Raw genomic sequence first — 25,693 nt, 5'->3', positions numbered from 1 at the left:
CTTCGGAACCTACTATCATATCCTAGACGCAATTGCGTTGCCGTCATTTTAGTCATTTGCACTAAAAAAACGATCCCTGCCAGATAGTTTTGGCCCGCCCATCGGACCGTCGGAGCACCTTGCGGCTAAGGTCCAAAGCGAGCCCAAAAGTACAAAATGCTGCAAAATCTGCCAATGACTTCGAATTCGCAAAACTGGACGTTGGTTTGATTGAAAGCAATGCAAACAGTGCATTTGCCTAGCATTTCCAGTTACAACCGCATCAGCCAGCTCTGCCCTATTCGTTCAAAGCAGGTCGTTCTATTCGCGGCCTTCAAGGCTGAGACCCATGATCTTTGACAGGACGCCGCCGTGTCGCAGCAAGTCGACCTCTTGGAATGTTTCCACCGCCACTTTGCAACGGATATCGCCCAGCACTTCGGTGCCGCGCTGCCACTGCAAAGTAGTTTCCAGACCAGGCACCAGCGTCTCAGGTGGCAGGTTCACAGCGAAGCGATCCTCAGCGCGAATGCCCGCCGTCTTGGGATCGAAACCGTCAATGATCTGCACCGGTACCACGCCCATACCGATCAGGTTGGTGCGGTGGATGCGCTCGAAACTTTTGGCGACCACGGCGCGGATGCTCAGCAGTGCTATGCCTTTGGCCGCCCAGTCGCGGCTGGAGCCCATGCCATAGCGGTCACCGGCCAGAATGATAGTGGGCTGCCCTTGATCCGCCAGGATTTGGGCTGCTTCGTGCAAGGGCAGGATGCGCCCATCCTCGAGCGTTGTCTCAGCAGGGGCCAGCCCCTCTTGCAGGAAGTTCACCGCAAGCCTGTTTGTGAAGAGGCCACGTAGCATGACCTCCCAATTGCCGCGATAGGCGGCATAGACATTCATGTCCTTGGGATCACCGCCGCGAGCGCACAGCCATTTGCCCGCCAAACTGGTTGGATCCACCCACCCCGCCGGCGAAATATGGTCGGTCGTCATATCATCCCCAAGCACCATCAGAGGCGTGGCGGTATAGTCGCCTAACCGCGATTGCTGAGGCTCGGCGGTGAATTTCGGCCGCCGCAGATAGCGCGAGGTTAGCTCCCACGAGAAGCGCGTGCTGTCATGGACCTTAATCCGGTTCCACGCGGCATTATGGGTGGCCGCAGCAAAGGCGGCGGGAACGTCCGCCTGACGATAGCCCGCGTTTAGAAGTGCCTTTATTTCAAAGATATCGGGCCAGATGTCGCGCAGATAGATCGGCTGACCCTCTGCGCCCTTGCCGATCGGGTCATTCAAGATATCGCCAAAAATATCGCCCTTCAACGCATAGGCAACGACCAAGGGTGGCGAGGCCAGATAGCCCAGATCCAGCTTCGGATGCACCCTCCCCGGAAAGTTGCGATTGCCCGACAGCACGGCGCTGATCGCCTTGCCGTCCTTCAGCGCGGTCTCGATCACCTCGGGCAAGGGGCCGGAATTGCCGATGCAGGTGGTGCAGCCATGGCCAACCAGATCAAACCCCAGTGCCGATAAATCGGGGATAAGGCCCGCGCGCTGCAGATAATCCCGTGCCGACGGCGAGCCCGGCGCCATCGAGGTTTTAACCCAGAACGGCGTCGTCAGCCCTAGCGCCCGCGCCTTGCGCGCCAACAACCCGGCCGCGATCATCATGTAGGGATCCGAGGTATTGGTGCAACTGGTGATCGCGGCAATTCCCACCGCGCCGTCGGGCACCACGCCTTCGGTGCGGGGCGCACGGGACAGCGGACGGTCCAGCGCCGTCTCGACCCGAACTGCGGCATGTGCCGGGGCGCAGGTGTCCTGTGGGCGACGCGGACCAGAAATAGTCGGGGTGATCGCGGTCAGATCAATCTCGATCGCCCGGTCAAAGCGCGGTGCGGTGTCGGGATCGAACCATAGACCCATGGCGCGAAAAACGGGTTCGATACTGCCCGTCAGACTGACGGGCCGCGCGGTGCGTTTCAGATAGGCAACGGTTTCGCCATCCACCGGGAAAAACCCGGTCGAGGCACCGTATTCCGGCGCCATATTGGCAATCACGGCGCGGGCATCGGCGCTGAGCGTAGACAGGCCGGGGCCGCAGAACTCGACAAAACTGCTGGAGACATCAAGCACCCGCAACCGGTGCGCCACTTCAAGCGCCAGATCGGTCGGCATGGTGCCCTCGGGCAGCTGACCAGTCAGGCGCACGCCCACCACTTCGGGCATGCTCAGGGTCGTGGCTTGGCCGAACATGACGCTTTCCGCCTCGAGCCCGCCGACACCCCAGCCCAGCACGCCAATGCCATTGATCATTGGTGTGTGGCTGTCAGTGCCCAGCAGCATGTCGGGGTGGGCCTGTCCATCGGCGCAGATCTCAAGCACCGTTGCCAGTTGTTCAAGGTTGATCGTGTGCATGATCCCGGTGCCCGGCGGATGCACCGTAACCCCATCCATATTCTGCGATGCCCATTTCATGAAGCCATACCGCTCGCGGTTGCGGGCGATTTCGTTGCGAGCATTGGCCGAGAACGCCGCCTGCGTCGCATAGCGATCCACCGCCAATGAATGATCAACCGAGACGTTGACCGGCAGGTTCGGAGAGAGAACGCCCGGGTCGCCGCCGGCCTCGGCCACCGCGTCACGCATCCCGGCAATGTCCGCCAGTGCGGGCGTGCAGGTGGTGTCGTGCATTAGGATGCGGTTGGGCATGAAGGTGAGCTCAAACCCATCGTTTCGCCCCTCAAGCCAGGCATCGAGCGCAGCTACCAGCGCGTCCGACTGGCCGGTGGCGCGTAGGTGGTTTTCGGCTAGAAGACGCAGGATAAAAGGCAATCGATCCAGTCGGTCGCCCAAAACACGTGGAAGGTCCGTGGCCCTTAAACGGCGCGTCCCTGCATCAATTTCCAGATCGGGGATCACCTTATCCTCGCTGGAGTCCAAATGGATAGTGGCCGCAGTCACACGAGTTTGACCTTGCTATGCAATACTCCATCGGCGTCGCCATAGATCCAGTCGCCCGGCGCAATGGTCACACCACCGATGTGAATATCGCAGCCAGCTTTGCCCCAGCCCATTTTCGCGCTTTTCACCGGCGAGGTTGCCAGTGCGAAGACCTGCGTCGCCATCTGCTCGATCTCAGCGCTGTCGCGAATGGAGGCGTTGAGAACCAGCCCCACCCATCCGTTATTGATCGCCATTTTCGCGATCATATCCCCTAGAATGGCAATGCGGGTGGAACCGCCGCCATCTACGACCAACACGCGGCCCTCGCCGGGCCTTTCCAACTGCGCGCGCATGACCATGTTGTCTTCGAAACACTTCACGGTCTGCACTGGGGCGGCGAAATGCGGTGCCGTGCCGAAGCGACGAAACGGCAAGTGAACAAGCGACAGTTTGTCGGCGTGGTCATCAATTAGGTCAGCAGTTTTCATTTCGGTCTCACATATTTGCGTAGGTTGCTTTCAGGTCGGCCACGTCGGCCTCGCTCAGGAGGCGCGTCTTTTGCCCGCGCAGTGCTACAAGAAGTTTGGCAGTTTCTTCCAGCTCTTCTGCCGCGCACACGGCCGAGAACAGATCCTTGCCCGACACCACGGGGCCGTGATTGGCCAGCAGAACTGCGCTGTACGCGCCCTTCAGGTCACGGATCAGTTCGCCCGATTTCGGGTCGCCCGGTTTGACGTAAGGCACCAGTTTCACCGTGCCCACGCGCATCACCACATAGGGTGTCAGTGGTGGAATGCAGTCATCGGGGTTGGTGTCTTGTAGACAGGAAAGAGCGGTCGCCCAGGTCGAATGCAGGTGCACCACGGCCCCCGCCTGCGGACGGGTTTCATAGAAGGCCTGATGCAGGAACACTTCCTTGGTCGGACGGTCGCCCGCCACGTGATTGCCATCCAGATCGATTTTGCTAATCCGGTCGGGATCAATCGCGCCCAAAGTAGAATTGGTCGGTGTCATGAGGATGCCATCGGGCAGTCGGGCTGAGACATTGCCAGCCGTCCCGACCGAAAAGCCCCGGTTGAACAGGGACGCACAGAGGTTCGACATCTCTTGGCGCAGATCTGCTTCGGTGCTCATGTCCACCCCTCCATGATGCGCAGAGCTTTAGTAAAGAAGTCCGGCGCGCCGAAATTTCCTGATTTCAGCGCAAGCGAGATCGGTTGATCCTCGCCCAGTGTCAGGACTGGAACGCCTGGGTCGATTTCCGCGCCGATACGCATCGCAGGCGAGCCAAGTTCGCCCGCCACTGCCTGCGCCACCGCGCCCGAAGTTTCGCCGCCCGCCACAACGATCCGGCGATAGCCGCGTTGCACCAGTGCGCGGGCGGTGTCGGCAAACAGAGCGTCCAGCTTCTCGGCCACGGCCTCGCGACCGAACTTGCCTTGAATCGCTTTCACCTCGTCGGGGGTGCCAGAAGAATGGACCAGGGGCGCATTGCCGGTGTTCTCAGCGATGAATTCCAGCAGGTCATCCATTGTGACCCTCCCATTCATGACGCCGGGTACGTCGATGGCATAGGTCGGATGCGATTTCTGATGCTCGGCCAGCTGACCGCGCGTCGCACCAGAGCACGACCCCGCCAGAATGGCCTCGGGGCCTTGAATGCCTTCTGCAGAGGGCAAATTGGCCTTGGCCTGACCGCTGCGAATGAAGTTGCGCGGCAAGCCCAGCGTGATGCCCGAACCGCCCGTAACCAGCGCAGCGCCTTCAAGTGCCTCGCCCAGCGTCAGCAAGTCTTCGTCAGATACGGCATCGGTCACAGCATAGTGTTCTTCCGCACCTTGCAGCGCAGCCCGCACCTGTTCGGACCCGGCCAACACGGTCGACAGCGGCAAATGACCCACCGCATGCTCGGTCTGCAAGCGCAGGAAGCGGCGCAGGTCGGGATCCGTCATCGGCGTCAACGGATGGTTCTGCATCCCACTTTCGCTTAGCAGCATGTCATGCACGAACAGATGGCCCTGGTAGACCGTGCGCCCGGTCGTCGGAAAGGCCGGACAGACCACCACGCCGCGCGCCCCCAGCTTGGCGGCCAGAGCATCGGCCACCGGGCCGATATTGCCTTCAGGCGTTGAATCAAAGGTCGAGCAATACTTGAATACGATCTGCTTGCAGCCCTGATCCAGAAGCCATTTCAGCGCCTCGAGGCTTTCGCGCACCGCATCTTCAACCGGGTTCGAACGCGACTTCAGACTAACAACGCCGGCGTCGATGTCCGGTGCGGCAGGGCCAGTAGGCACGCCGGGATACTGGGCGGTTCTCAGACCTCCTTCGCCGTCAATGCCTTTGGCCAGAGTGTTGGCGACATCGCTGCCGCCAGTGAAATCATCTGCGATAACGCCAATTAGCATTGCTGAACCTCGTTATTGTGTTCGATCCGGCGGCGGATTTCTTCAATCGCGGCCTCAGGGCTGGTCAGAACAGGAACGTCAGTGCATTCGCGCACCGCATTCGCAGCGCTGGCCATGGAAAACTGCGCCAGCAGGATGACATCCGCATCAGTGATCATGGCGGCGGTATTGGCAATCAATCGGTCGTGAGTTTCGTCGTCGCCAGCCTTTTTGGCGTCCAGCGCGCCCTCGCAAAAGGCCGAGGTGATTTGCGCGATGCTGCCTTTCTCGCGAGCAGCCTCAAGGAACTCATCCTCCATCCCACCGGCGGCAGGTTGGAAAGTGTACAGCATGACAACTCGGTCTCCGTGGGAGAATGCCGCTTCGAACATAGCTTCGTTAGGCTTCATTACTGGAATGCCCGCCTCGAAATTGGCACGTTCGATGGCCGCCCCGAAGGCGGAACAGGTGAATAATACCCCATCGGCCTCTGCAGCCTCGGCATAGCGGGAAAGGTCGATTATCCGGCGCAGAAGGTCAGCGGAAAGTTCCGCCGATTTCGCACGATCCACCGAAAGACCCTCTTCCAATATCGAGATCATCTCGGCTTCCGGCCAAAGCTTATCTGCGGCGTCCTCGATCGGATCAATCGCCACTTTGGTTGCATGAATAAGCGCTATGCGCGGTCGGTCTTTCATCTTTTTTGCGTCCTGAAATATTCGGCGACACCACAGGGAGAGAGGCAGTGCCGCCGAAAAGCTGCGGGCAAGAGTTGCCCGCAAGGAGTATCCTCAAGCTGCAACGCTTTCGCGCGCTACGGCTTCTGCGACGAGGGAGCCAAAGGCGTCACAGTTCACGGATCCACCCAAGTCACGGGTGCGGTTTTCCGAGACGTCGATCACTGCGTCCACGGCGTCGGCAATGGCTTGACCGGCATCCATCAACTTCTGGATGCCACGCTGTTCGCCCAGCCAGGTCAGCATCATGGCCGCTGATAGGATCAACGAGGTCGGGTTGGCGACGTTCTGCCCCTGAATATCCGGCGCCGATCCATGTTGCGCCTGAGCGCAGCACAGACCGGTTTCAGCGTTGGCGTTGATCGACCCTGCCAGACCCAATGACCCAGACAATTCCGACGCTAGATCCGACAGGATGTCCCCGTAAAAGTTGGTAGCTACCACCACGTCGTAAGCTTCGGGTTTGCGCACAAGAAGTGCGGCGAAAGCATCGACGATCAGCTCTTCGGTTTCAACTTCGGGGAAGTCCTTGGCCACTTCGCGGAAGCATTCCAGGAACAGTCCGTCGGTCATCAGGAACGAGTTTGCCTTGTGGATCGCCGCAACCTTCTTGTTGCGTTGCATTGCCAACTTGAAGGCTTCGCGACAAATCCGCATCGAGCCGTGGCGGGTGATCTTGCGTACCGACAGCGCCATGTCGGGGTCGGGCATCATCTCGCCCACGCCCTTGTACATGTTTCTGTCAGGGTAGAAGCCCTCGGTGGCTTCACGCATGATCACCAAATCCATGCCTGGCGCTTTGTTCGGGATGAAGCTGCGGGTACGTGCGGGACGTACGTTTGCATAGAGGTCCAGCCCGATGCGGAAGCCAGCCGACACGTTGCGTCCACCTTCGACAACCGGGGGATAATCCATGTGTGACTGAGTGCCTAGGATCACACCGTCAAATTCGGTGCGGGCGCGATCCAGAACCTCTTCCCGCAGGGTGATGCCGTGGTTCTTTAAGCTGGTGAAACCGCTCTCTTCTTCATGGAAGGTCAGTCCCAGATCAAAGCGTTTGTTCGCAGCTTCGACAACTTCCAGGGTCGCCGCCATGATTTCCGGCCCGATACCATCGCAGGGCAGTGTCATGATACGCATACTAGTCTCCTATGATCGGCCATTTGGCCAAGTTCGTTGAGGGTGTCGGCTTAGTCGCCGACGAATTCTTCTTGATCGCGTGCGGCTTCCATCCGCTTCTTCATGCGACGCCCCATCAGCATGGGCAGCACGAAGCCGGCGATTGCGACAAGCCACAGGATAATGGCCAGGGGACTGCCGACGAGGATGAACCAGTCGCCATCCGAGATCGTCATGGCGCGGCGCAGGTTCACTTCCATCTGGTTGCCTAGGAGAATGCCAAGGATCACGGGCACCAGAGACACGTCGAGTTTGCGCAGAACCCAGCCAGCAATCCCAAAGCCCACCATCAGCATCACGTCAAAGGTCGAGCCGGTGATCGAATAGATGCCTACGAAGGAAATCATCGCGACGATCGGCATCAGGATCCGGGTCGGGACCATAAGCACACGGGTGAAGATGCCTACCAGCGGGATGTTCATGGCCAGTAGGATGAAGTTCGCAAGGAACAGCGAGGCGATCAGGCCCCACACGATGTCCGGGCTTTTCGAAAACAGCAGCGGACCAGGCGTGATGTTCAGCTGCAGCAGCACTGCCAACAGAACCGCCGTTGTCCCCGAACCGGGAACACCCAGCGCCAGCATCGGCACCAGTGCGCCACCCGAGGCCGCGTTGTTGCCCGCTTCCGGTGCCGCGACGCCGCGCGGGTCACCTTTGCCGAAGGTCTTGCCATCACGGTCAACCGCTTGCTTTTCCAGCGAGTAAGCCAGGAACGAGCCCAGCGACGCGCCCGCACCGGGCAGAACGCCCGAGAAGAAGCCAAGACCCGTGCCGCGCGCCATCGAGGGAAGGCAGCGCTTGATCATCTTGAAGTCGGGCATGATCCGGCCAATTTTGGTTGCCCCGGCTGAGCCGACTGCGCCACCGCGGTGATGCTCGAGGAAGATGAACACCTCGCTCAGTGCGAACAAGCCGACGATCGCAATCAGGAAGTCGATGCCGTCATAAAGGTGTACGTGGTCGAAGGTGAAACGCTGCGAGCCCGTCTGGCTGTCGCTGCCAATCATGGCAATGCCCAGTCCCAGCGCTGCCGCAAATGCCGATTTTGCCTGGTTAGTGGACGAGATGCCGCCAAGGGTTGCAAAGGCCACCGTGAACAGTACGAAATACTCGGCCGGTCCAAATAGAAGGGCTATTTTCACCAACTGCGGGGCCAGAACGACCAGACCACAGGTGGCCACGAAGGCACCTACGAACGAGGCAACCCCAGACAGCGACAGGGCCTCGCCTGCCTTGCCCTGCTGGGCCATCGGATAGCCGTCCAGACAGGTCATCATCGCCGGTTCGTCGCCGGGAATATTCAGTAGGATCGAGCTGATCCGTCCCCCATACATGGCACCGTAATAGACACTGACCAGCAGGATCAGAGATGCGGTCGGGCCCAGACCCAACGAGAAGGCAATGGGGATCAGGATCGCTACACCATTGGCTGGGCCAAGACCCGGAAGTGCACCCATCAACGTTCCCAGAAAGCAGCCGATGACCGCCAGCAACAGGTTCTGCGGGGTGAGTGCGATGGCAAAGCCATCTGCAAGAAGAGACAGAATTTCCATAGGTATCGCTCCTCAGAAACCAAGTGGACCTTTGGCCAAAGCAAGGCCGAGGATCAGGTGGAAAACGACGTAGATACCAACCGAGGTACAGACCCCCGTTACGAGGGACCAAAGGGGTTGTGTCCCCAGGCGCCACGTCAAGTAGGCCGTTGCGAATACAGTCGAAATCAGGAAGCCGATTTCGGGAAGCGCCCGGCTGTATGCAAACATGACAGCTGCCGCGAAGACGATTTCGGCAAATTCGCGCATATGCGGCCATTCCGGTTCGTCGTCGGGGCGCAAGATGAAGTAGAGCGAACAAAGCGCGACGATGGAGCCTACGATGTAGGGGAATGCACGCGGACCAACCACATCGACCATGAAGCTGTCTTTGATCGTTGACGCGGCCCAAATATAGAAGATGGCGAGCGCCAACCCAAAGCCGCCAAAGATGCGGTCACTCATTTTCTCCTCCCTTTCATTTGATGTGCAGTGGGCTGGCCGGTTCATGCGGCCAGCCCGAAGTCGCGTTATTGGATAATGCCAATCTCTTTCGACAGCTTGGTCACATCAGAGATGCTGCCCGCCACGAAGTTGTGCATATCGTCGCCGAAGTTGTTGAAGGGTGCGATTGCAGCTTCTTCAAGGGTTGCCTGGAAGCCCGGGTCGGCAACCATGGTCTTAATGGCGTTCGACCAAAACTCTTTCGCTTCGTCCGAGGCACCAGCGGGCATGTATAGACCGCGCCAGTTCGCACCAACCACGTCATAGCCCAGCTCTTTTGCGGTGGGGATGTCCGGGTAGTTGGCCAGACGCTCGGGCGCCATGATGCCGATGATGCGGATGTCACCCGACTCCAAGAAACCCAGCATTTCCGAGAAGTCACCTGACAGCGCTTCGGTCGCACCCGAAAGCAGACCTGTCATCGCTTCGCCGCCACCGTCAAACGAGACGTATTTCAGCTGCGTGACGTCTTCCATTCCTGCTTCGCGTGCCACCAGCATGGGCTTGATGTGATCGAAGCTGCCAACCGACGAGCCACCAGCGATACCGACCGAACGCGGATCTTCCAAGATCGCGTCCATCATGTCTTTTAGCGTCTGGAAGGGCGAGTCTGCGCGAACAGCGATGGCGCCATATTCCGCACCGAAGGTCGCCAGGAAGTGTACGTCATCCTGCGTCGCGTCCTCATAGATGCCCTGCGCCATACGCGCGCTGGTCGACATAGACGCTGCAACGATCAGGTTGTTGTCTTCGTTACGCTCTTTGGTGACGTGGGCAAAGGCAACACCGCCGCCGCCGCCCGACATGTTGGTGACTTGCATCGAATCTTCGATGACACCCAGATCAAAAAGGTGTTTGGCGGTTGTACGGCAGATGAAGTCCCAGCCACCACCCGGGTTGGACGGGGCGATGCACTGCGGGCTTTCAGCTTTGAATTCAGCGGATGCAGTACCCACACCGGCCAGCAGGGCAACGGTAGCGAAGGCGCTTGCACGAGTAAGTTTCATGAACACGAGGTGGTCCTCCCATTTTTTGATGTTCGGTAGCGCGAATCTCGCGCCAGTAACAGGAATTGCATATTTGATTGCAAAAAGCCAATTTAAATTTGCTTTTACGCGGTCAAAAATCCAAAGTCACATTGCTGCATATTAGCCGTACTGTTGCCGCATCGCTGCAAAAGCATTGATTAATAACAACTTACTTTTCTACCCGGCGTCACCGGAGCTTGGCTTTTGTTCTACCGGACTGGCAAAAAACCAATCATGGGCACGTGACAGTTGCAGAAAGGTGTAGACCTAAATCCAATTTTTTGGTTTTTATAACTCATAAAGCCAGAAAACTGGGGCGTTCTGGAAAGGCAAATGCAATCTGGGATGCCCCCAAATCAACCCATCGGTGATTAGGATGTCGGGAAGAACAAGCGAGCTTTCGAGGAAGATCTCCAACCGGCTACTACATGACATAGTGTCCGGCTCCCTAAGTGCCGGAGAGCATGTCAGCGCCCAGCAGGTTGCCGACAGATACGGCGTTTCGCGTACTCCGGTACGCGAAGCTTTGGTTAGCCTTGAAAACCAGAAGGTACTCGTCCGGCAACCAAACCGCGGATATTTTGTTGCAGACAAAATCCCATCAAAGATAAATTCTACCCTGGCAAAAGCGATGCCCGAGGGAAATGAGGACTATCAAACCCTCGCCAACGACTGGCTGACCAACCAGATCCCCGAGGACGTTACTGAACAGTTTTTGCGTCAGCGATATGGCTGGACTAAAACCAAGGCTCACGACCTATTGGCCAGGGCATCCCGGGAAGGATGGGCAGAACGCAAAGAGGGATACGGTTGGCGTTTTTTGCCGGTTGCCAAGACCCCAGAGGCTTTCGATCAGATCTATAGATTTCGAATGGCGATCGAACCCGCCGCCATGCTCGAACCCACTTTCGAGCTTGATCACAAAGTCTTGGATGAACAGCGGCGTATTCAGGAAGGCATGTTGAACATGGATGTGAAATCAGCTCCGGACGAGTCCTTGCTCAAGAACGGTTCGCTGTTTCATGAAGAACTGATCAAACTCTCGGGCAACCCATTTTTCCTGATGTCACTACAGAGAGCCAACCGGATGCGCCGCTTGATGGAGTACCGGGCTGAAGTCAACCGCGAACGCCTGATCGAGCAATGCTCTGAACATCTCGAGATCTTGTCTCTTTTAGAGCGCGGCAACGTTGCAGATGCCTCTTACCGGATGCGCCAACATTTAAGCGGTGCCCTGAAACGCAAATCGCCGCTGGCTTGGAGCTGGGCTGCGGACAATCCGACGGAGGCCGATTGAGCGATGCCGCAAGACGTTAGAACTGTGCCCATGATCCACTCGATGGCCTTGGTTGCGCATGACAAGATGAAAGATCAGATGATCGAATGGGCGAATGCGCATAAGTCCGAACTGGCAAAGATGGAATTGTTCGGCACCGGCACGACCGGGGGGCGTATCGCTACTGAAGTCGGGTTACAGATCACCTGTCTGAAAAGTGGCCCTCTCGGAGGTGACGCGCAAATCGGCGCGATGATAGCTGAAGGGCGCCTTGATGCGCTGATCTTTTTCATCGACCCGCTTTCCGCGCTGCCTCACGATGTGGATGTGAAGTCGCTGCTACGACTGGCCACGCTGTATAACACCGCGCTGGCCATCAACGTGGCAAGCGCGACGCTGCTGGTGCGCGCGGCTAGCGTTAAAACCGCCAAAACTACCTGAGGATTCACTTTCCGCACAATCTACCAAAATATGAATGTCTGCGGAGGGGCTTTAAGGGGTCATTCAGGTAAATAAAGCTAATATCGGTTTTGTCCGCGAATGGTGATTTCGTTCAGCGCCAAATCTTGCACGCGCAGCGAATGACCGGAACGCGGGCTGCGACCGCAGAATGCTAGCAGAGTACCGAATGTCTCTTATGGGCCGTCTGCGTGATCAGCTGGCAGCGGGGCAAGGGCTTCTGCTGCAACAGCACCGAGCTCCGAAATGAGCCCAAAATGACTAATGCTGCGCAACGCTCCAAGGTCCGTTTTGTTCGTCAGTAGGGTTATTTTGAAAAAACTTCCGATCTGCGGCGGCACAGTAAGTTCCCAGTTATGTCCACGCAGACATGCTGTTCGATCCTACTGACCACGATTCGCTATGCAAATCACTTTGGCACGCTATCTGCCGATCTAGTACCAGCCTCAGGTCAGCATCCGAAGCCTCGAACAGCACTCCATTTCCCAATTTCTCGGGGGCTTTGGTTTGCGCCAGAAGGCGCTTACATTATTTTAAATGCACTGTATTGGAGTGATTGCCCCATTCCATTTGATCACTTCTGCTGCCAGGTTGTGACCAGCTTTCAGACATTCGCGAACGCCCTTACTCTTGACATGTGCTGCGAGGAAACCAGCATTGAAACTGTCCCCTGCGGCTGTGCTATCAACGACTTCTGCTACGGTGGGCAAACCTTGGGCTTTCTGACAAGTAGTGAGATTGATTGGACCAAGAGCTCCCCGTTTCAGTGCGCCAAATTCCACACCAAGACTGCCTAAACGGCGCAAAACATCTGTTTCGTTTCGATCGCCAAAAAGCTCAATCTCATCGTCCAGTGAAGGCAGCGCGATATCGGTCAGCCGCCACATTTCACGATTTAATTCCCTAGCCGCTTTTGTGCTCTCCCACAGACGTGGCCGGTAATTACTATCGAAAGCAACAGTACCCCCTCCTTTGCAGAAGCCGCTTACAAAATGAAGCAGGTTTCTTCTCACCTCAGGCGTGAGAATTGCTAGTGAAATACCGGACAAATACAGTAAATCGTAGCCGGCCAATTCTTCCAATGGAACTGAGCACGGGGCTTGAAAAAGCGTGCGAGCAGCGGAGTCGGAACGCCAGTAAGTAAAGCTGCGCTCGCCGTTTTCGTCCGTATCTATGGCATAGAGACCTGGATTTTTGTCGTCGCGAATTTCAATGCTGGATGTGCCAATTCCGTGTGCGGAAATCGATTTCATAATGATCTGTGAATAGGGATCCGAACCCAACGCCGTACAGTACGCAACAGACACATCGGTGTCGGCTAAAATCCGGCTCAGGTAAACGGCGGTATTGAATGTGTCACCGGCAACGCCCAGCTTTGCGTTGACACCATCATCCGACACAATCTCGATCATCACTTCGCCGATGCAGCAGATCTTCTGAATCGGACGCTTATTTCTTGCCACCTAAATCTCTCCGAATGTTTGTCGCACCTGATCCCAGGCATTTTCGAGGTGGCGCTTGAGCGCATCCTCAGCTGCGTCTGGGTCGCGCATAAGAACTGCGTCAAAGATTTCCTTATGGGCCTTAAAGTTCTTTTGGTTTCGGTCCGGGAGTCGTGGCATTTGCATCCAATGGGGTGCTAGCCACGTTGTGTAGGCCCGGTTGACCGCTGGCAGCACCGGATTCCGAGGAATTTCATACAGGATCCGGTGAAACCCAATATCGGTTTCGTAAAACATTTCGCTGTTATCTATAGACGCCTCGTTTGCTTCCAGCGCCTGTTTCAATGCGGATATATCATGTTTGTCCGCTGTTTTGGCGGCTTCCCGAACCAGCGCTGCCTCAAGCAAGATGCGTGTGTCAAACAGATTTCTAACGCCTCCGGGCTGGTGCAACAGATGCGTGACGATGCTTTCGATCGCGCTGAAAGCACTGTCGTATCCCGGTTTTCGAACCAGCGGGCGGTGCCTCGGGCGCGCTTCAATCAATCCTTTGTTCGACAATGCGACAACTGCTTCGCGAACGACTGTTCGACTGATCCCGAATTCCTCCATCATGTCGCGCTCGGGTGGTAGTGGCTGGCCATCTCCAAGCTCACCGGTCTGGATTCTCTGAGCAAGGATTGCGACGACATTGTCCGCGGCCCGTCCATTTTCAGCTTGGTTTCGCACAAAGATTTCCTTTCGGTAGCAGGGACTACACAGACCATTGCCTCATGCAGATTAAGTATTACAAGCGCCCAAGGATCAGGTCGGCACAACGATCCCCCATCATCATGGCAGGCGCTTGAGTGTTTCCGGCATTGATATCCGGCATCGCAGACAGGTCGCAAACCCGAAGATTTTCAACGCCTCTCACGCGCATTCGCGGATCAAGAACTGCCAGTGGGTCGTTGTCAGCACCCATTTTCGCGGTACCTGCCGGATGGTAGTTTGTTTTGACAAAACGTCGGCAATACGCGCGCAGGTCTTGGTCTGAGCGCACCTCAGGCTGTGGCAACATGACTTTGTCGATCCGGTCGGCAAGAGGTGGCGCGTTGAATGCCTCGAGAAAGAACCGTTGGCCCTTAACCATCTGGTCCATATCCTCCTCGTCCTTCAAAAGGTTCGGCGACACGCTGGGCATGGCCTTGGGATCGGACGACGACAGCTTGACGGTCCCTCGGGACCTAGGTTTGATTACAACTGTTGTGACCGTCAGCCCATAGCCATCCTCGACCAAATGACGGGTATCGCGGTCGACATAGACGATCGGAACGCAAAAGGCCTGAATCGTTGGCTCTGCCTCCGGGTCCTGAGGATTGACGAAAGCACCTGCTTCAACACCAGCGCTTGTGATCGGACCACTTCCAAAGAGCTTAAACTGAAGGCCATTCCGGATCATGCGCCAGCCTTCACCCTGTCGGTAGTACCCGCCTTTCCCCTTGACGCGTGCAGTGATGGGAACTTCAGGGTGATCCACCAGATTTTCACCGACACCGGGCAAATCCACCGCGCATGGGACATCGAATTCCCGAAGATGTTCGGCCGGGCCTATCCCCGACAGCATCAGGATTTTCGGCGTTACCAAGGAGCCTGCAGAAAGTATCACTTCTCCGCTGCACCTTGCCGTGTGAACATTGCCCCTCCGATCAGCAAACCGAACACCGACGGCTTTGCCGTTCTCAATAACGACGCTCAGAACTTCGGACTGCAAACGCACGGTCAGGTTTGGGTCATTCTTCAGAGGCTCAATAAATGCATACGCTGATGATGACCGTCGACCGTTTCGGTTCATGAATTGATAGAATCCCACACCGCGCTGCCGCTCCCCGTTGAAATCCGGTGAAATCGGTTCGCCCAGGCCCTGAACGGCCTGCACGAACAGCCGGGACAGATCATCGATATGACCCGGGTCGGACACCAACAGCGGTCCACCTGTGCCGTGGAGATCATTGTACAGACGATTGTTGTCTTCCATGCCGCGAAAATGCGGTAGAACCGCATTCCAACTCCAGTCGACGCCGTCATTGCTGCCGTGCAAAATGTCCTGCCACGCGTCGTAATCTGATGGGCGCCCGCGCATGTAAACCTGCGCATTCACAGACGAACCTCCACCAAGCACATGCCCTTGGGGGATGTCGTGGACGCGCCTTCCCAGATGCTCCTGTTCTACAGTCTTGTGATAGCGCATGAATTTCGTGCCGTTAATCATTTTGAAAATACCCGGCGGCATGTCCAAAAGCGGGTGTTTGTTGGAATGCCCCGCCTCAAGAAGAAGAACCCGGTTTTTCCCGTCCTTGGCCAACCGAGCGGCGACCACGCAGCCGGCGGCCCCTCCTCCCGCAACGATATAGTCGTATTCGACGGCCATACTGCTCCTCCCATAGAACAACGCCTGTTTAGTGATGCATGCAGGACATGCGCCTCCGGCAGCCTAATAACCATTCTCGTTGGAAGGCTTTCGGAGTAGCGGCACCTCAGGCATATATGATCATACCAAAACTTTCAAGGGAGAGCCCAAAATATCAAATATGGCACATTTTTCACGTTTTCTCTTGACCTAAGCGCGAATCTAGGTGATTTAGAAAGATGTTTGGTACGACCAAAGGTGAATCGTGTTAGATTTTGATATCCAGTCCGGAAAGATCCTCAAAGCGCATATGCTCATCGATGGCGCGTGGGTCGACGACGCGGCCGGTGATCGGGTCGAAGTGGAAAATCCAGCGAACGAGCAAGTTTTCGCCACGGTACCGCTTGGATCGGAAGATGATGTGGCGCGAGCGTTGGAAGCGGCGCATAAAGCGCAATCTGACTGGGAAATGGTCCCGGCTGTGCAGCGCGGGCGAATTGTTCGGCGGCTTGGCGAACTCGTTTTGAAACGGACCGATGATCTGGCTCGGATCATCACGATGGAACAGGGCAAACCCTTCAATCAGGCGCTGAGTGAAGTCACCGCCTCGGCTGAGTTCTTGTTTAACGCTGCCGATAATGCGCGGCGCATCGAGGGGGATATTCTTGTCTCGGACAACCCCGATGAAGAGATTTTCATTCGACGCCACCCCTACGGTGTGGTCGTCGGGTTGACCGCCTGGAATTACCCGTCTGCTCTTGTCACCCGCAAGCTTGGCCCCGCCCTGGTCGCCGGGAACGGTTTTGTTCTGCTTTCGCACGAGATCACACCGCTTTCCGGTTTGTTTATCGCTGCACTTGCGCAGCAAGCGGGGGTGCCGACCGGACTGTTCAATGTGATTACGGGCCGAGGCCCTGTGGCGGGTCAAGCCCTTGTGCAGCACCCACTCACGTCTATGGTGACTATGACCGGCAGCAACCGGGCTGGACGCGAGATCTTTCGGGCCGGCGCCGACGGGATGAAAGTCTTGCGCCTGGAGCTCGGGGGAAAAGCGCCCTTCATCGTATTGGAAGACGCCGACATAGACCGGGCCGTTGAAGCGGCGATGGTTTCGCGATTCACGAATTGCGGTCAGATCTGTACTTGCAATGAGCGGATGTACCTGCATCGTTCAATCGCCGATGAGTTCCTCGAGAAATTTGTTTCAAAAGCCGCAGCCATGACGATCGGCGACCCTATGGACAACCCGGACATGGGCCCAAAGGTCAGTGGACCAGAGGTGGACAAGGTGGCTTCACTGGTCCGGGCGTCGATCGAGGCTGGTGCCGAAGTGCTTCTGGAAGGCGGCCCACTGAACCAAGGCCCCCACTCGAAAGGTCATTGGATGGCCCCAACGGTTTTGGAAGTCAAAAACAACAACACAGCCGTGGTTAAAAACGAAGTATTCGGGCCAGTGGTGCCTGCCATTCGAGTGGACGATTTTGATCAGGCATTGGCGATGGCAAATGACACCGCATTCGGATTGTCCGCCTATGTATTCACAGCAAATCATCGCCGCATCATGCGAACCCCTAAAGCGCTGAAGTTTGGCGAGATTTACGTCAATCGGGCCAATGGCGAACAGGTGCACGCGTTCCACAATGGCTGGGGTCAGTCCGGCTTGGGCGGAGAAGATGGGAAATATGGTTTCGACGGGTACCTGCGAAAGCAGAGCCTTTATCTAAACTGGGGGTGATCCCGGTAATTCAGCGGCTTGGAGGATGCGGCCGCTTTCAACTTGGAGGAGAAGTAATGAAACGTCGAATAATGCTTGGATCTGCAATTGCGCTTAGCGTCGGCCTGGGTGCCGGACTGGCCATCGCCGAGACACCGCCGCTGGAAGCCAAAGACACGTATCGTGTGGGCTTCCCACAAATGGAGTCCAACAATCCATGGCGCATCGCGCAAACCAAATCCTTCCACGATACAGCCGAAACCTGCGGCTGGGATTTGATAGCGACCGACGCCGCCGGGTCTGCCGCCAAACAGGTTGCGGATGTGGATTCAATGATCGCGCAGGGTATCGACGTTTTGTTCCTTCCCCCACGCGAAGAAAAACCACTCATCCCTGCCGTCATGAAGGCAAAAGCCGCCGGAATTCCGACCTTTCTGGTAGACCGCTCGGTTGATCCAAGCGTTGCGCAGGCGGGCGACCACTACGTATCATTCCTTGGGTCTGATTTTATTGAGCAGGGCCAACGCGCCGCAGACTGGCTGATAGCAAATTTTAGCGGTGAAAAAGGCGTTATTGTCGAGCTTGAAGGGACGACCGGATCTTCACCGGCAAATGACCGGAAAAAAGGTTTTGACGATCAGATCGCGACGGATGACCGGTTTGAAATCGTCGCTTCCCAAACCGGCGACTTTGCCCGTGATCTGGGGCGTCAGGTGATGGAAACACTGCTACAGGCGCATCCGGACGTGAATGTTGTCTACGCCCATAACGATGAAATGGCGATTGGCGCTATTCAAGCACTGGAGCTTGCGGGTCGTAAACCGGGGGAAGATGTAATCATCGTGTCGATCGACGGCACACGCGATGCCCTGCAGGCCATTATTGACGGCAAGATGGGTGTCACTGTTGAAAGCTCACCTTTCTTCGGTCCGCTCGCTTGTGACGTTATGAAACGGTACGCGGCCGGGGAAGAAATTCCCGGCTGGATCAAGGTCGAAGATCGGATCTTCACCAAGGACAACGCCGCCGATCATATCGACGAAGCCTATTAACCACTCCCTGTGTCGAAGGGGGCGGTATGCCGTCCCCTTTGATGCCTCTCATCGCAAGAGATCACGCAAATGACCGATTTGATCGAAATGAGCGGTATCTGTAAGGCGTTCGCCGGTGTGGTAGCCTTGCAGGATGCCCAGCTTCATTTGAAGCCCGGTGAAGTTCATGCGGTTATTGGCCAGAACGGCGCCGGAAAATCCACCCTTATCAAGATACTCACAGGTGTTTACCGCAAGGATTCCGGAAGTGTTAAAATCAACGGCTCTGAAACCGGAATTAGCACTCCCCGTGAAGCACAGGATGCAGGGATTGCAACGATTTATCAGGAGCTGAGCCTCGTACCCCTGCGCAGCGTGACGGAAAACGTGATGATGGGGTACGAGCCGCGCACGAAACTCGGGCTAATCGATTGGCAACGCGCGCACCTGCAGGCTGAAAAGATTTTGAAACGGTTCGGCGTGGACATCGATGTTCGCGCGCAACTTGGAACCTATTCCACCGCGATACAGCAGCTTGTTGCGATTGCCCGTGCCGCTTCGATGAAAGCGCAGGTTGTGATCATGGACGAAGCCACATCGTCCCTGGACGATCAGGAAATAGATATCCTTTTCGGGGTCGTGCGTGAACTGAAAAAGCAAGGCGTTGCAATCCTGTACATCTCGCATTTTCTGGATGAGCTCTACCAGATCTGTGATCGGGTGACGATCATGCGGGACGGCCAGACAGTTGGTCAGCATGTGGTCTCCGAGACAACCAAATTAGGGTTGATTTCGGAAATGCTGGGTCGCGACCCGGAAGAAATCGAAGCGGCAGGTATGACCGGTCTGGGCGGTGAAAAGCGAAACCAGCCTGGTGAGGTTTTGCTGGAGGCTGACGAGATATCCACCGGCCACGGATTGAAAGACGTCACGGTATCGGTGCGTAAAGGCGAGATCGTCGGTTTGGGCGGCCTGCTTGGATCTGGCCGAACTGAAGTTGCACGGGCACTGTTCGGGCTGGATGCCTTAAGCAAAGGTAAAATCGCCCATTGCGACGGCCCGGATCGTATCAGCAATCCGGCACATGCGATCGAAGCCGGAATCGGCTTTTTAACCGAAGATCGCAAGCGCGAAGGGATCATTCCGCATATGTCTGTGCGCGAAAACATGACTCTCGCCCTGCTGCCCCGGCTTCGGAAATTCGGCGGGGTGGATCGCAAGCGCGAGCAGGAGCTGGTGGGGTCTTTCATACGTTCCCTGGGCATCAAAACCGCAAGCATAGAACAGCCGATCCGTGAATTGTCGGGCGGCAATCAGCAAAAGGTCTTGCTCGCGCGATGGCTGGCGCTCGATCCAAGACTGCTGATTCTCGATGAGCCGACCCGCGGGGTCGATGTCGGCGCCAAATTCGAAATCCAGTCGATCATCCGAGACTATGTTGAAAAAGGTCTTGGCGTTCTTCTGATCAGCTCAGAATTCGAGGAACTGGTGGAAGGGGCGGACCGGATCGTCGTGCTGCAGGACGGCCATTCCGTCACGGAACTGGAAAACCCCGGGGTAACCGAGGAAAGGCTGATCGCTGCCATCGCCCACCACTATGAAAGGGGTGCAGCATGACCCCAGAGAACAAACAAACCTTGAACACCAGCAGAACCTCAGGAACGCGACTGCAGTTCGACTGGAGCTGGGTCAGCAACAACGGGGGAGTGATCGCACTAATCGTGATCCTGGCTTTCAACGTTATAGTGACACCAAACTTCCTGAACCCGCAGACCCTGTTCGTGAATATCAGTCAGGTAGCAACGATTGCAATTGTGGCTGTCGGGATGACACTGGTGATTGCCACTGGCGGCATCGACCTGAGCGTTGGTGCGGTCATGGCGTTGGCAGGGGCGATGGCACCCCTGATCTTCACGTCACCATTTGCCGAGGCGAACCCCCAAATAGGGCTGGTTCTGTCTATTGTTGTGCCTGTGTTGGTGGCGTTGCTTTGTGGTGCATTCAACGGGTTCATGGTGAGTTACCTCAATGTACAACCCATTGTCGCGACGTTGATTTTCTTTATCTCCGGTCGCGGAATCGCATTGGTTCTTACCAACGGAAATCTCCAGACATTCACTAACCCGGAGTTCAGTTATCTGGGTACAGGCAAGATCCTTGGGTTTCCGTTTCAGGGTTATCTGGTCCTTTTGATCGCGGTTGTGGTGTGGTGGGTCGTGAACCAGACAGTATTTGGCCGTCAGCTCTTGGCAGTCGGCGGAAACGAGAAGGCCGCGCGATTGTCCGGCGTTCCTGTCAAACGGGTCAAGATCGGGGCCTACGTGATCTGCGCCGGACTTTCCGGCATGGCAGGCCTGATCGTTGTCGCAATAAACTCCGCTTCGGACGCGGCACGGATTGGCAACCTGATGGAACTGGACGCAATCGCAGCAGCCGTTGTGGGTGGTGCTTTGTTGCAGGGCGGTAAAGCGCCCATATTCGGCGCCATACTGGGTGCCGTGATCATACAGCTCGTCAAATACACGCTATTGGCCAACGGGGTCGCGGACGAAGTCGCGTTGATCGCCAAAGCCGGGATCATCGTGACAGCAGTATACCTTCAGCAAGCGCGCAAGGAGTAAACCGATGCTTGATACATCTGCATTTGACCTGCGCCGCTATCTGCAAGGCAGTACACACAGCATCGGCGTTTGGATCGCGCTTGTCATCCTGATCCTGTCCGGATTGCTGCGCTACGAAAACTTTGGTGGAGCCTACAATATCTCCTCCTTCTTAAACTATAATGCGATGTTCATAGTGATCTCTGTCGGGATGTGCTTTGTGATCCTGACGGGTGGCATCGATCTGTCGGTAGGCTCTGTTGCGGCGTTCACCTCGGTTGTTGCAGCTTATTTATCACCCTACGGAATCCAGATCGCTTTGCCCGGCGCGGTGGCCGCTGGTCTGGCAATTGGGGGGTTGAACGCGTTTTTCGTTGTCGCAATGCGCATTCCACCTTTTATCGCCACGCTCGCCACGATGCTGGGTGCCAAAGGCGGCGCTTTGGTGATCTCGGGTGCACAGACGATTTCGATCGACTGGGAATCGAACTTTACCAAAATGGGCCTCGAAAAGGCGTTCGGTGTTCTGCCCTGGACCATTGTGATCACCTTTGTACTGGTCGTCGCGCTGTGGATTATTCTGGAGAAGACGTCACTGGGGCGCACAGTTCTTGCCGTCGGTGGCGGTGAGGATGCCAGCATCATGATGGGCCTGAGCGTCACAAAGGCGAAGATCTTTGTCTACACGCTGAGCGGCGGTTGCGCGGGTCTGGCTGGTGTCTTTCTGGCCTCCGGATTTGGCGCAGGTCAGCCTCTAGAAGGTGTCGGGTGGGAACTGTCTGCGATCGCATCTGTTGTTGTTGGCGGCACATTGCTGACCGGTGGCCTGGGATCTGTCCCGGCAACCGTCGCAGGTGCACTGTTGCTGGGTCTGGTTTTCAACATCCTGAACTTCGAGAACGGCCGAGGTGTCATCAGCCTGAGCGCATACTGGCAGATGGTGATCCGCGGCGCCTTCCTGTTTGTCGTGATTGTCTTCCAAAGCCGCGTGGCGTCATCATCCAAGGAAGGAACGGTTTGACATGGGAAAAATCGCAAGCGTTTCCGTGAACCTGTTTGATGTCCCCCTTGCGGAGGTACTGACGGATGCGAAACACGGAGATCATACGCATTTCGAATTGGTCACTGCGACTGTCCGGCTTGAAGATGGCAGCGAAGGCACCGGCTATACCTATACCGGTGGCAAGGGCGGGCGATCCATCGCCGCAATGATCGAACATGATCTGGCATCCTTCCTGACCGGGGAAGAGGCCGACAATGTAGAATCGTTGTACGATGCGATGCAGTGGCATGTTCACTACGTTGCTCGAGGCGGCATAGCATCCTTTGCAATTTCCGCCGTCGATATCGCGTTGTGGGATTTACGGTGCAAATCTCTGGGCAAACCTCTCTGGCAGATTGCAGGCGGTCACAGCAACAGATGCCGAGCCTATGCGGGTGGTATTGACCTGAATTTCCCGCTTCCGAAATTGCTCGCCTCCATTCAGGAATACTTGGACCAAGGCTTCAACGGCGTAAAAATCAAAATCGGGCAGCCCACACTGGAGGAAGATGTCGCACGGGTCGAAGCGGTACGGAACCTGATTGGACCGGACATCACGTTCATGGTTGACGCCAACTATTCCATGAGTGTGGAACAGGCAATTACCGCCGCGCGTGCTTTTGAGCCTTACAATCTGACCTGGTTCGAGGAGCCGACTATCCCTGACGACTACAAGGGCTTTGGGCGCATCGCGACCAACTCGAACATTCCATTGGCCATGGGTGAAAACCTACACACGATCCACGAATTTGAATACGCAGTGGCAGATGCGTCGCTGGGTTACCTACAGCCGGACGCGTCCAATTGCGGCGGTGTAACGGGTTGGCTGCAAGTCGCGAAACTCAGCCGGGACCACAATCTGCCGATTTGTTCGCATGGAATGCAGGAATTGCATGTCAGCCTTGTCAGCGCGCAGGAAAACGCCGGCTGGATCGAAGTACATTCCTTCCCGATTGACCAATACACCACCCGCCCGCTTCACGTCGAAAACCATTTGGCCGTTGCTCCTGACGATCCTGGGATCGGCGTCACCTTCGATTGGAACAAGCTTCGCCAAGCGCACGAGGAAATGCACTCATGACTCCAGACAAGATAACCGCGGCCTACTACCGTGGTGACAAGACATTCATCGTCGAGACAACCGAAGTGCCACAACCAAAACCGGGTGAAGTTCTTTTAAAGATCGCCTACTGCGGCATTTGCGGCACCGACATGCATGTCTACCACGGAAATATGGACGCACGCGTCGGGCTGAACCGCATCGTCGGTCATGAAATGTCGGCTACTGTGGCGGAGGTTGGCGAAGGTGTGTCCGAGTTCGACATGGGCCAGAAAGTCGTCGTGCGTCCCCTGGCAGCCTGCGGCAATTGTCCGGCCTGCGCGGAAGGATATTCGCACATTTGTCACAACCTGCAGTTTCTGGGCTTGGACACGGATGGGGCCATGCAGGAATACTGGTCCGTTCCGGCCGAGACCCTGCATGTTCTACCAGAAGATATACGCCTGGACCATGCCGCGCTGATCGAGCCGGTAGCGGTCGCCTGTCACGACGTGCGGTTATCGCAGTTAACACCCGGCGAAAACGCTGTAGTCATCGGTGGCGGACCCATTGGTGTACTGGTCGCTATGGTCGCCAGAGAAGCAGGAGGCAACGTCACAATCTCAGAGGTCAACGAAAACCGCCTGAGAATCGCGGGCCAGCTTGGTTTCGATACCGTCAATCCTTTGAAAAGCGATCTGGTCGCAGCGATCAACGAAAAGACGGGTGGCAAAGGGGCGGAGGTCGTGTTTGAAGTATCCGGGTCTCAGCCGGGCGTCGATGCCATGACGACCGTCGCCGCGACCCGCGGGCGTATCGTGATGGTGGCGATCCATGCGGCACCTCCCAAGGTCGACATGTTTCAATTTTTCTGGCGGGAACTCAAGTTGATTGGAGCCCGAGTTTACGAGCCCGAGGATTACGAGAAAGCCATCGACCTTATCAGAAATGGCGCGGTGGATGCAGAGACAATCATAACCGATGTCAGCCCGCTGACGGATATTCAATCCGCATTCGAAGCGCTCGACAGCAGCCCGGTTGCGATGAAAAGCCTGATCAAGGTCGGAGGCGGACAATGAGCGGTTACTCGATGTTTGACCTGAGCGGAAAGACCGCCGTTGTCACTGGCTGCAAGCGGGGGATTGGGCGGAGCATGGCTGAAGCTTTGGCAGAGGCGGGTGCCGACATTGTGGGGGTCAGCGCGACTCTGGAACTGGAAAACAGTGAAGTAGAAAAGACGGTCCGTGCACTTGGGCGCGCATTCAAAGCGTATCAGTGCGATTTCCGAGACAGGGAAGCCGTACTTCAATTCGCGGCCCAGTTGTCTCAGGACGGCATTGTCCCAGATGTTCTCGTCAACAACGCTGGAACGATCAAACGTGCCCCCGCCGCTGAGCACTCGGATGAGTACTGGGACGAAGTCATCGACGTGAACCTTTCCGCTCAGTTCATTCTGGCGCGTGAGATAGGTGCCGCGATGTTGAAGCGCGGCAGCGGAAAGATCGTTTTCACGGCTTCACTTCTGACTTTCCAGGGGGGGATCACAGTGCCGGGATATGCGGCCTCCAAAGGCGGGATCGGCCAACTGACAAAAGCGCTGGCCAATGAATGGGGGGGCAAAGGCATAAGCGTCAATGCGATTGCGCCCGGCTACGTCGCGACCGACAATACGAAGGCCTTGCGCGACGACGCGACCCGTTCGCAGGCTATTCTTGAACGGATACCATTGGGTCGGTGGGGTAAACCGGACGACTTTGCAGGTCCGGCCGTGTTCCTGAGTTCTCCAGCGTCCGACTACGTAAATGGTGAAATTCTTGTTGTGGATGGCGGTTGGATGGGCCGCTAACAACAGCATTTCTCAGGCGCTGGTATACCGAAACTCGCTAGGTAGCTAAGCCCACAGCAGGACAACAACACCGCCCATGAGCGTGGGCCTCACTGAGGATTTCGAAAGCCAAAATCTGGGCCAACTGTATTAAAAACACGCCGATCAGCGCGGTTTTACGCTCAACTTCATGCCTAAGTCCACGGCTATCAAAGCAATCTGGAGTTTCTAGTGCGGACGTTGAATCGATTGAGTACAATGGCGGCTTTGTCCGCGTTGCTGTCATTGGGGCATCACGCAGCATTGGTCAAAGTGGGACTCATTTCGGGCACTCGCCACGATCTGCCCCACGGACGGTTACTTGGAGGAAAGCGGGCTTTGTCTGCAAGGATGAAGGGAGCTTTTCAACTTACATTACGCCAACGGATTTCAGCCTATCTGCTGCCGTACTCCAGTGAACTCCAGCCTCTTCTGCCGCTCTATTTACTGATGATGCTGAGCAGCCTCATCTGAATGGTCCAATTTGATTGTTAGTGCATCATCGGCCTGTGATCCATCGGGATGATGGTTTCGGGCGCTGGCGGGCG

22 protein-coding genes are annotated in these 25,693 nt (G+C 56.5%); 10 read left to right on the top strand and 12 right to left on the bottom strand.

The features are described 5' to 3' along the window. Positions 1-300: 300 nt before the first annotated feature. From acnA to ACR0BU_RS19270, 9 genes are all read right to left on the bottom strand, one after another. The gene (gene acnA, locus ACR0BU_RS19310; protein WP_480738573.1) at positions 301-2,940 is read right to left on the bottom strand and encodes an aconitate hydratase AcnA; all 2,640 of its coding nucleotides are present in this window, start codon (positions 2,938-2,940) and stop codon (positions 301-303) included. Beyond that, positions 2,937-3,410: a ribonuclease E activity regulator RraA gene (rraA, locus tag ACR0BU_RS19305; protein WP_480738572.1), complete on the bottom strand. Its 474-nt coding sequence runs from the start codon at positions 3,408-3,410 to the stop codon at positions 2,937-2,939. Before rraA ends, acnA begins: the two co-directional genes overlap by 4 nt. 7 nt (positions 3,411-3,417) lie before the next feature. Continuing rightward, entirely contained in the window at positions 3,418-4,056 is a 639-nt protein-coding gene (otnC, locus tag ACR0BU_RS19300) for a 3-oxo-tetronate 4-phosphate decarboxylase (RefSeq protein WP_480738570.1), read from the bottom strand. Then, positions 4,053-5,330, bottom strand: a complete 1,278-nt coding sequence (gene otnK / locus ACR0BU_RS19295; RefSeq protein ID WP_480738568.1) for a 3-oxo-tetronate kinase — start codon at positions 5,328-5,330, stop codon at positions 4,053-4,055. The genes otnC and otnK overlap by 4 nt, the downstream gene beginning before the upstream one ends. Further along, entirely contained in the window at positions 5,324-6,007 is a 684-nt protein-coding gene (locus ACR0BU_RS19290) for an aspartate/glutamate racemase family protein (protein WP_480738566.1), read from the bottom strand. Before ACR0BU_RS19290 ends, otnK begins: the two co-directional genes overlap by 7 nt. A gap of 93 nt (positions 6,008-6,100) precedes the next feature. Beyond that, complete coding sequence (locus tag ACR0BU_RS19285) at positions 6,101-7,186, bottom strand: isocitrate/isopropylmalate dehydrogenase family protein (RefSeq protein WP_282027311.1); 1,086 nt, start codon at positions 7,184-7,186, stop codon at positions 6,101-6,103. Positions 7,187-7,236: 50 nt separating this feature from the next. After that, positions 7,237-8,778 (bottom strand): tripartite tricarboxylate transporter permease, encoded by a 1,542-nt coding sequence (locus ACR0BU_RS19280; protein ID WP_299637589.1) that lies wholly within the window; start codon positions 8,776-8,778, stop codon positions 7,237-7,239. A 12-nt stretch (positions 8,779-8,790) separates the two neighbouring features. Further along, positions 8,791-9,222, bottom strand: coding sequence for a tripartite tricarboxylate transporter TctB family protein (locus ACR0BU_RS19275; RefSeq protein WP_480738564.1), 432 nt, complete (start codon positions 9,220-9,222; stop codon positions 8,791-8,793). A 65-nt stretch (positions 9,223-9,287) separates the two neighbouring features. Then, positions 9,288-10,268 (bottom strand): Bug family tripartite tricarboxylate transporter substrate binding protein, encoded by a 981-nt coding sequence (locus ACR0BU_RS19270; RefSeq protein WP_480738563.1) that lies wholly within the window; start codon positions 10,266-10,268, stop codon positions 9,288-9,290. A 397-nt stretch (positions 10,269-10,665) separates the two neighbouring features. Here ACR0BU_RS19270 and ACR0BU_RS19265 point away from each other — a divergent pair, with 397 nt between their 5' ends. Further along, complete coding sequence (locus ACR0BU_RS19265; protein ID WP_282027315.1) at positions 10,666-11,586, top strand: GntR family transcriptional regulator; 921 nt, start codon at positions 10,666-10,668, stop codon at positions 11,584-11,586. 3 nt (positions 11,587-11,589) lie between these two features. Then, positions 11,590-12,006, top strand: coding sequence for a methylglyoxal synthase (locus ACR0BU_RS19260; RefSeq protein WP_480738561.1), 417 nt, complete (start codon positions 11,590-11,592; stop codon positions 12,004-12,006). 551 nt (positions 12,007-12,557) lie between these two features. Here ACR0BU_RS19260 and ACR0BU_RS19255 read toward each other — a convergent pair. Genes ACR0BU_RS19255 through ACR0BU_RS19245 form a run of 3 tightly spaced genes read right to left on the bottom strand, consistent with a single transcriptional unit; the run spans position 12,558 to position 15,876 of the window. Next, positions 12,558-13,487 (bottom strand): sugar kinase, encoded by a 930-nt coding sequence (locus ACR0BU_RS19255; protein WP_480738560.1) that lies wholly within the window; start codon positions 13,485-13,487, stop codon positions 12,558-12,560. Further along, positions 13,488-14,195 carry an FCD domain-containing protein gene (locus tag ACR0BU_RS19250; RefSeq protein WP_200818573.1) on the bottom strand — a complete coding sequence of 236 codons (708 nt, stop codon included), beginning with the start codon at positions 14,193-14,195 and terminating at the stop codon, positions 13,488-13,490. A gap of 58 nt (positions 14,196-14,253) precedes the next feature. Further along, complete coding sequence (locus ACR0BU_RS19245; RefSeq protein WP_480738558.1) at positions 14,254-15,876, bottom strand: GMC family oxidoreductase; 1,623 nt, start codon at positions 15,874-15,876, stop codon at positions 14,254-14,256. Between the two features lie 244 nt (positions 15,877-16,120). Here ACR0BU_RS19245 and ACR0BU_RS19240 point away from each other — a divergent pair, with 244 nt between their 5' ends. The 8 genes from ACR0BU_RS19240 (at position 16,121) to ACR0BU_RS19205 (ending at position 25,127) form a co-directional block, all read left to right on the top strand. After that, positions 16,121-17,590 (top strand): aldehyde dehydrogenase family protein, encoded by a 1,470-nt coding sequence (locus tag ACR0BU_RS19240; protein WP_480738556.1) that lies wholly within the window; start codon positions 16,121-16,123, stop codon positions 17,588-17,590. Positions 17,591-17,646: 56 nt separating this feature from the next. Further along, positions 17,647-18,621, top strand: coding sequence for an ABC transporter substrate-binding protein (locus ACR0BU_RS19235; RefSeq protein ID WP_480738554.1), 975 nt, complete (start codon positions 17,647-17,649; stop codon positions 18,619-18,621). 69 nt (positions 18,622-18,690) lie between these two features. Beyond that, positions 18,691-20,217, top strand: a complete 1,527-nt coding sequence (locus ACR0BU_RS19230) for a sugar ABC transporter ATP-binding protein (protein WP_480738552.1) — start codon at positions 18,691-18,693, stop codon at positions 20,215-20,217. After that, positions 20,214-21,221, top strand: a complete 1,008-nt coding sequence (locus tag ACR0BU_RS19225) for an ABC transporter permease (protein ID WP_480738551.1) — start codon at positions 20,214-20,216, stop codon at positions 21,219-21,221. Before ACR0BU_RS19230 ends, ACR0BU_RS19225 begins: the two co-directional genes overlap by 4 nt. Before the next feature lie 4 nt (positions 21,222-21,225). After that, the gene (locus ACR0BU_RS19220) at positions 21,226-22,221 is read left to right on the top strand and encodes an ABC transporter permease (protein ID WP_480738550.1); all 996 of its coding nucleotides are present in this window, start codon (positions 21,226-21,228) and stop codon (positions 22,219-22,221) included. Position 22,222: 1 nt separating this feature from the next. Then, positions 22,223-23,323: a mandelate racemase/muconate lactonizing enzyme family protein gene (locus tag ACR0BU_RS19215; protein ID WP_085823076.1), complete on the top strand. Its 1,101-nt coding sequence runs from the start codon at positions 22,223-22,225 to the stop codon at positions 23,321-23,323. Beyond that, positions 23,320-24,360, top strand: a complete 1,041-nt coding sequence (locus tag ACR0BU_RS19210) for a zinc-dependent alcohol dehydrogenase (protein ID WP_480738549.1) — start codon at positions 23,320-23,322, stop codon at positions 24,358-24,360. The genes ACR0BU_RS19215 and ACR0BU_RS19210 overlap by 4 nt, the downstream gene beginning before the upstream one ends. Continuing rightward, positions 24,357-25,127, top strand: coding sequence for an SDR family oxidoreductase (locus ACR0BU_RS19205; protein WP_480738547.1), 771 nt, complete (start codon positions 24,357-24,359; stop codon positions 25,125-25,127). Before ACR0BU_RS19210 ends, ACR0BU_RS19205 begins: the two co-directional genes overlap by 4 nt. Positions 25,128-25,693 lie beyond the last annotated feature (566 nt).

The sequence above is a fragment of the Ruegeria sp. CK2 genome, assembly GCF_056536585.1.
Note: the sequence above shows the minus strand (reverse complement) of the source record. Positions and strands in the feature narration are given on the sequence as shown.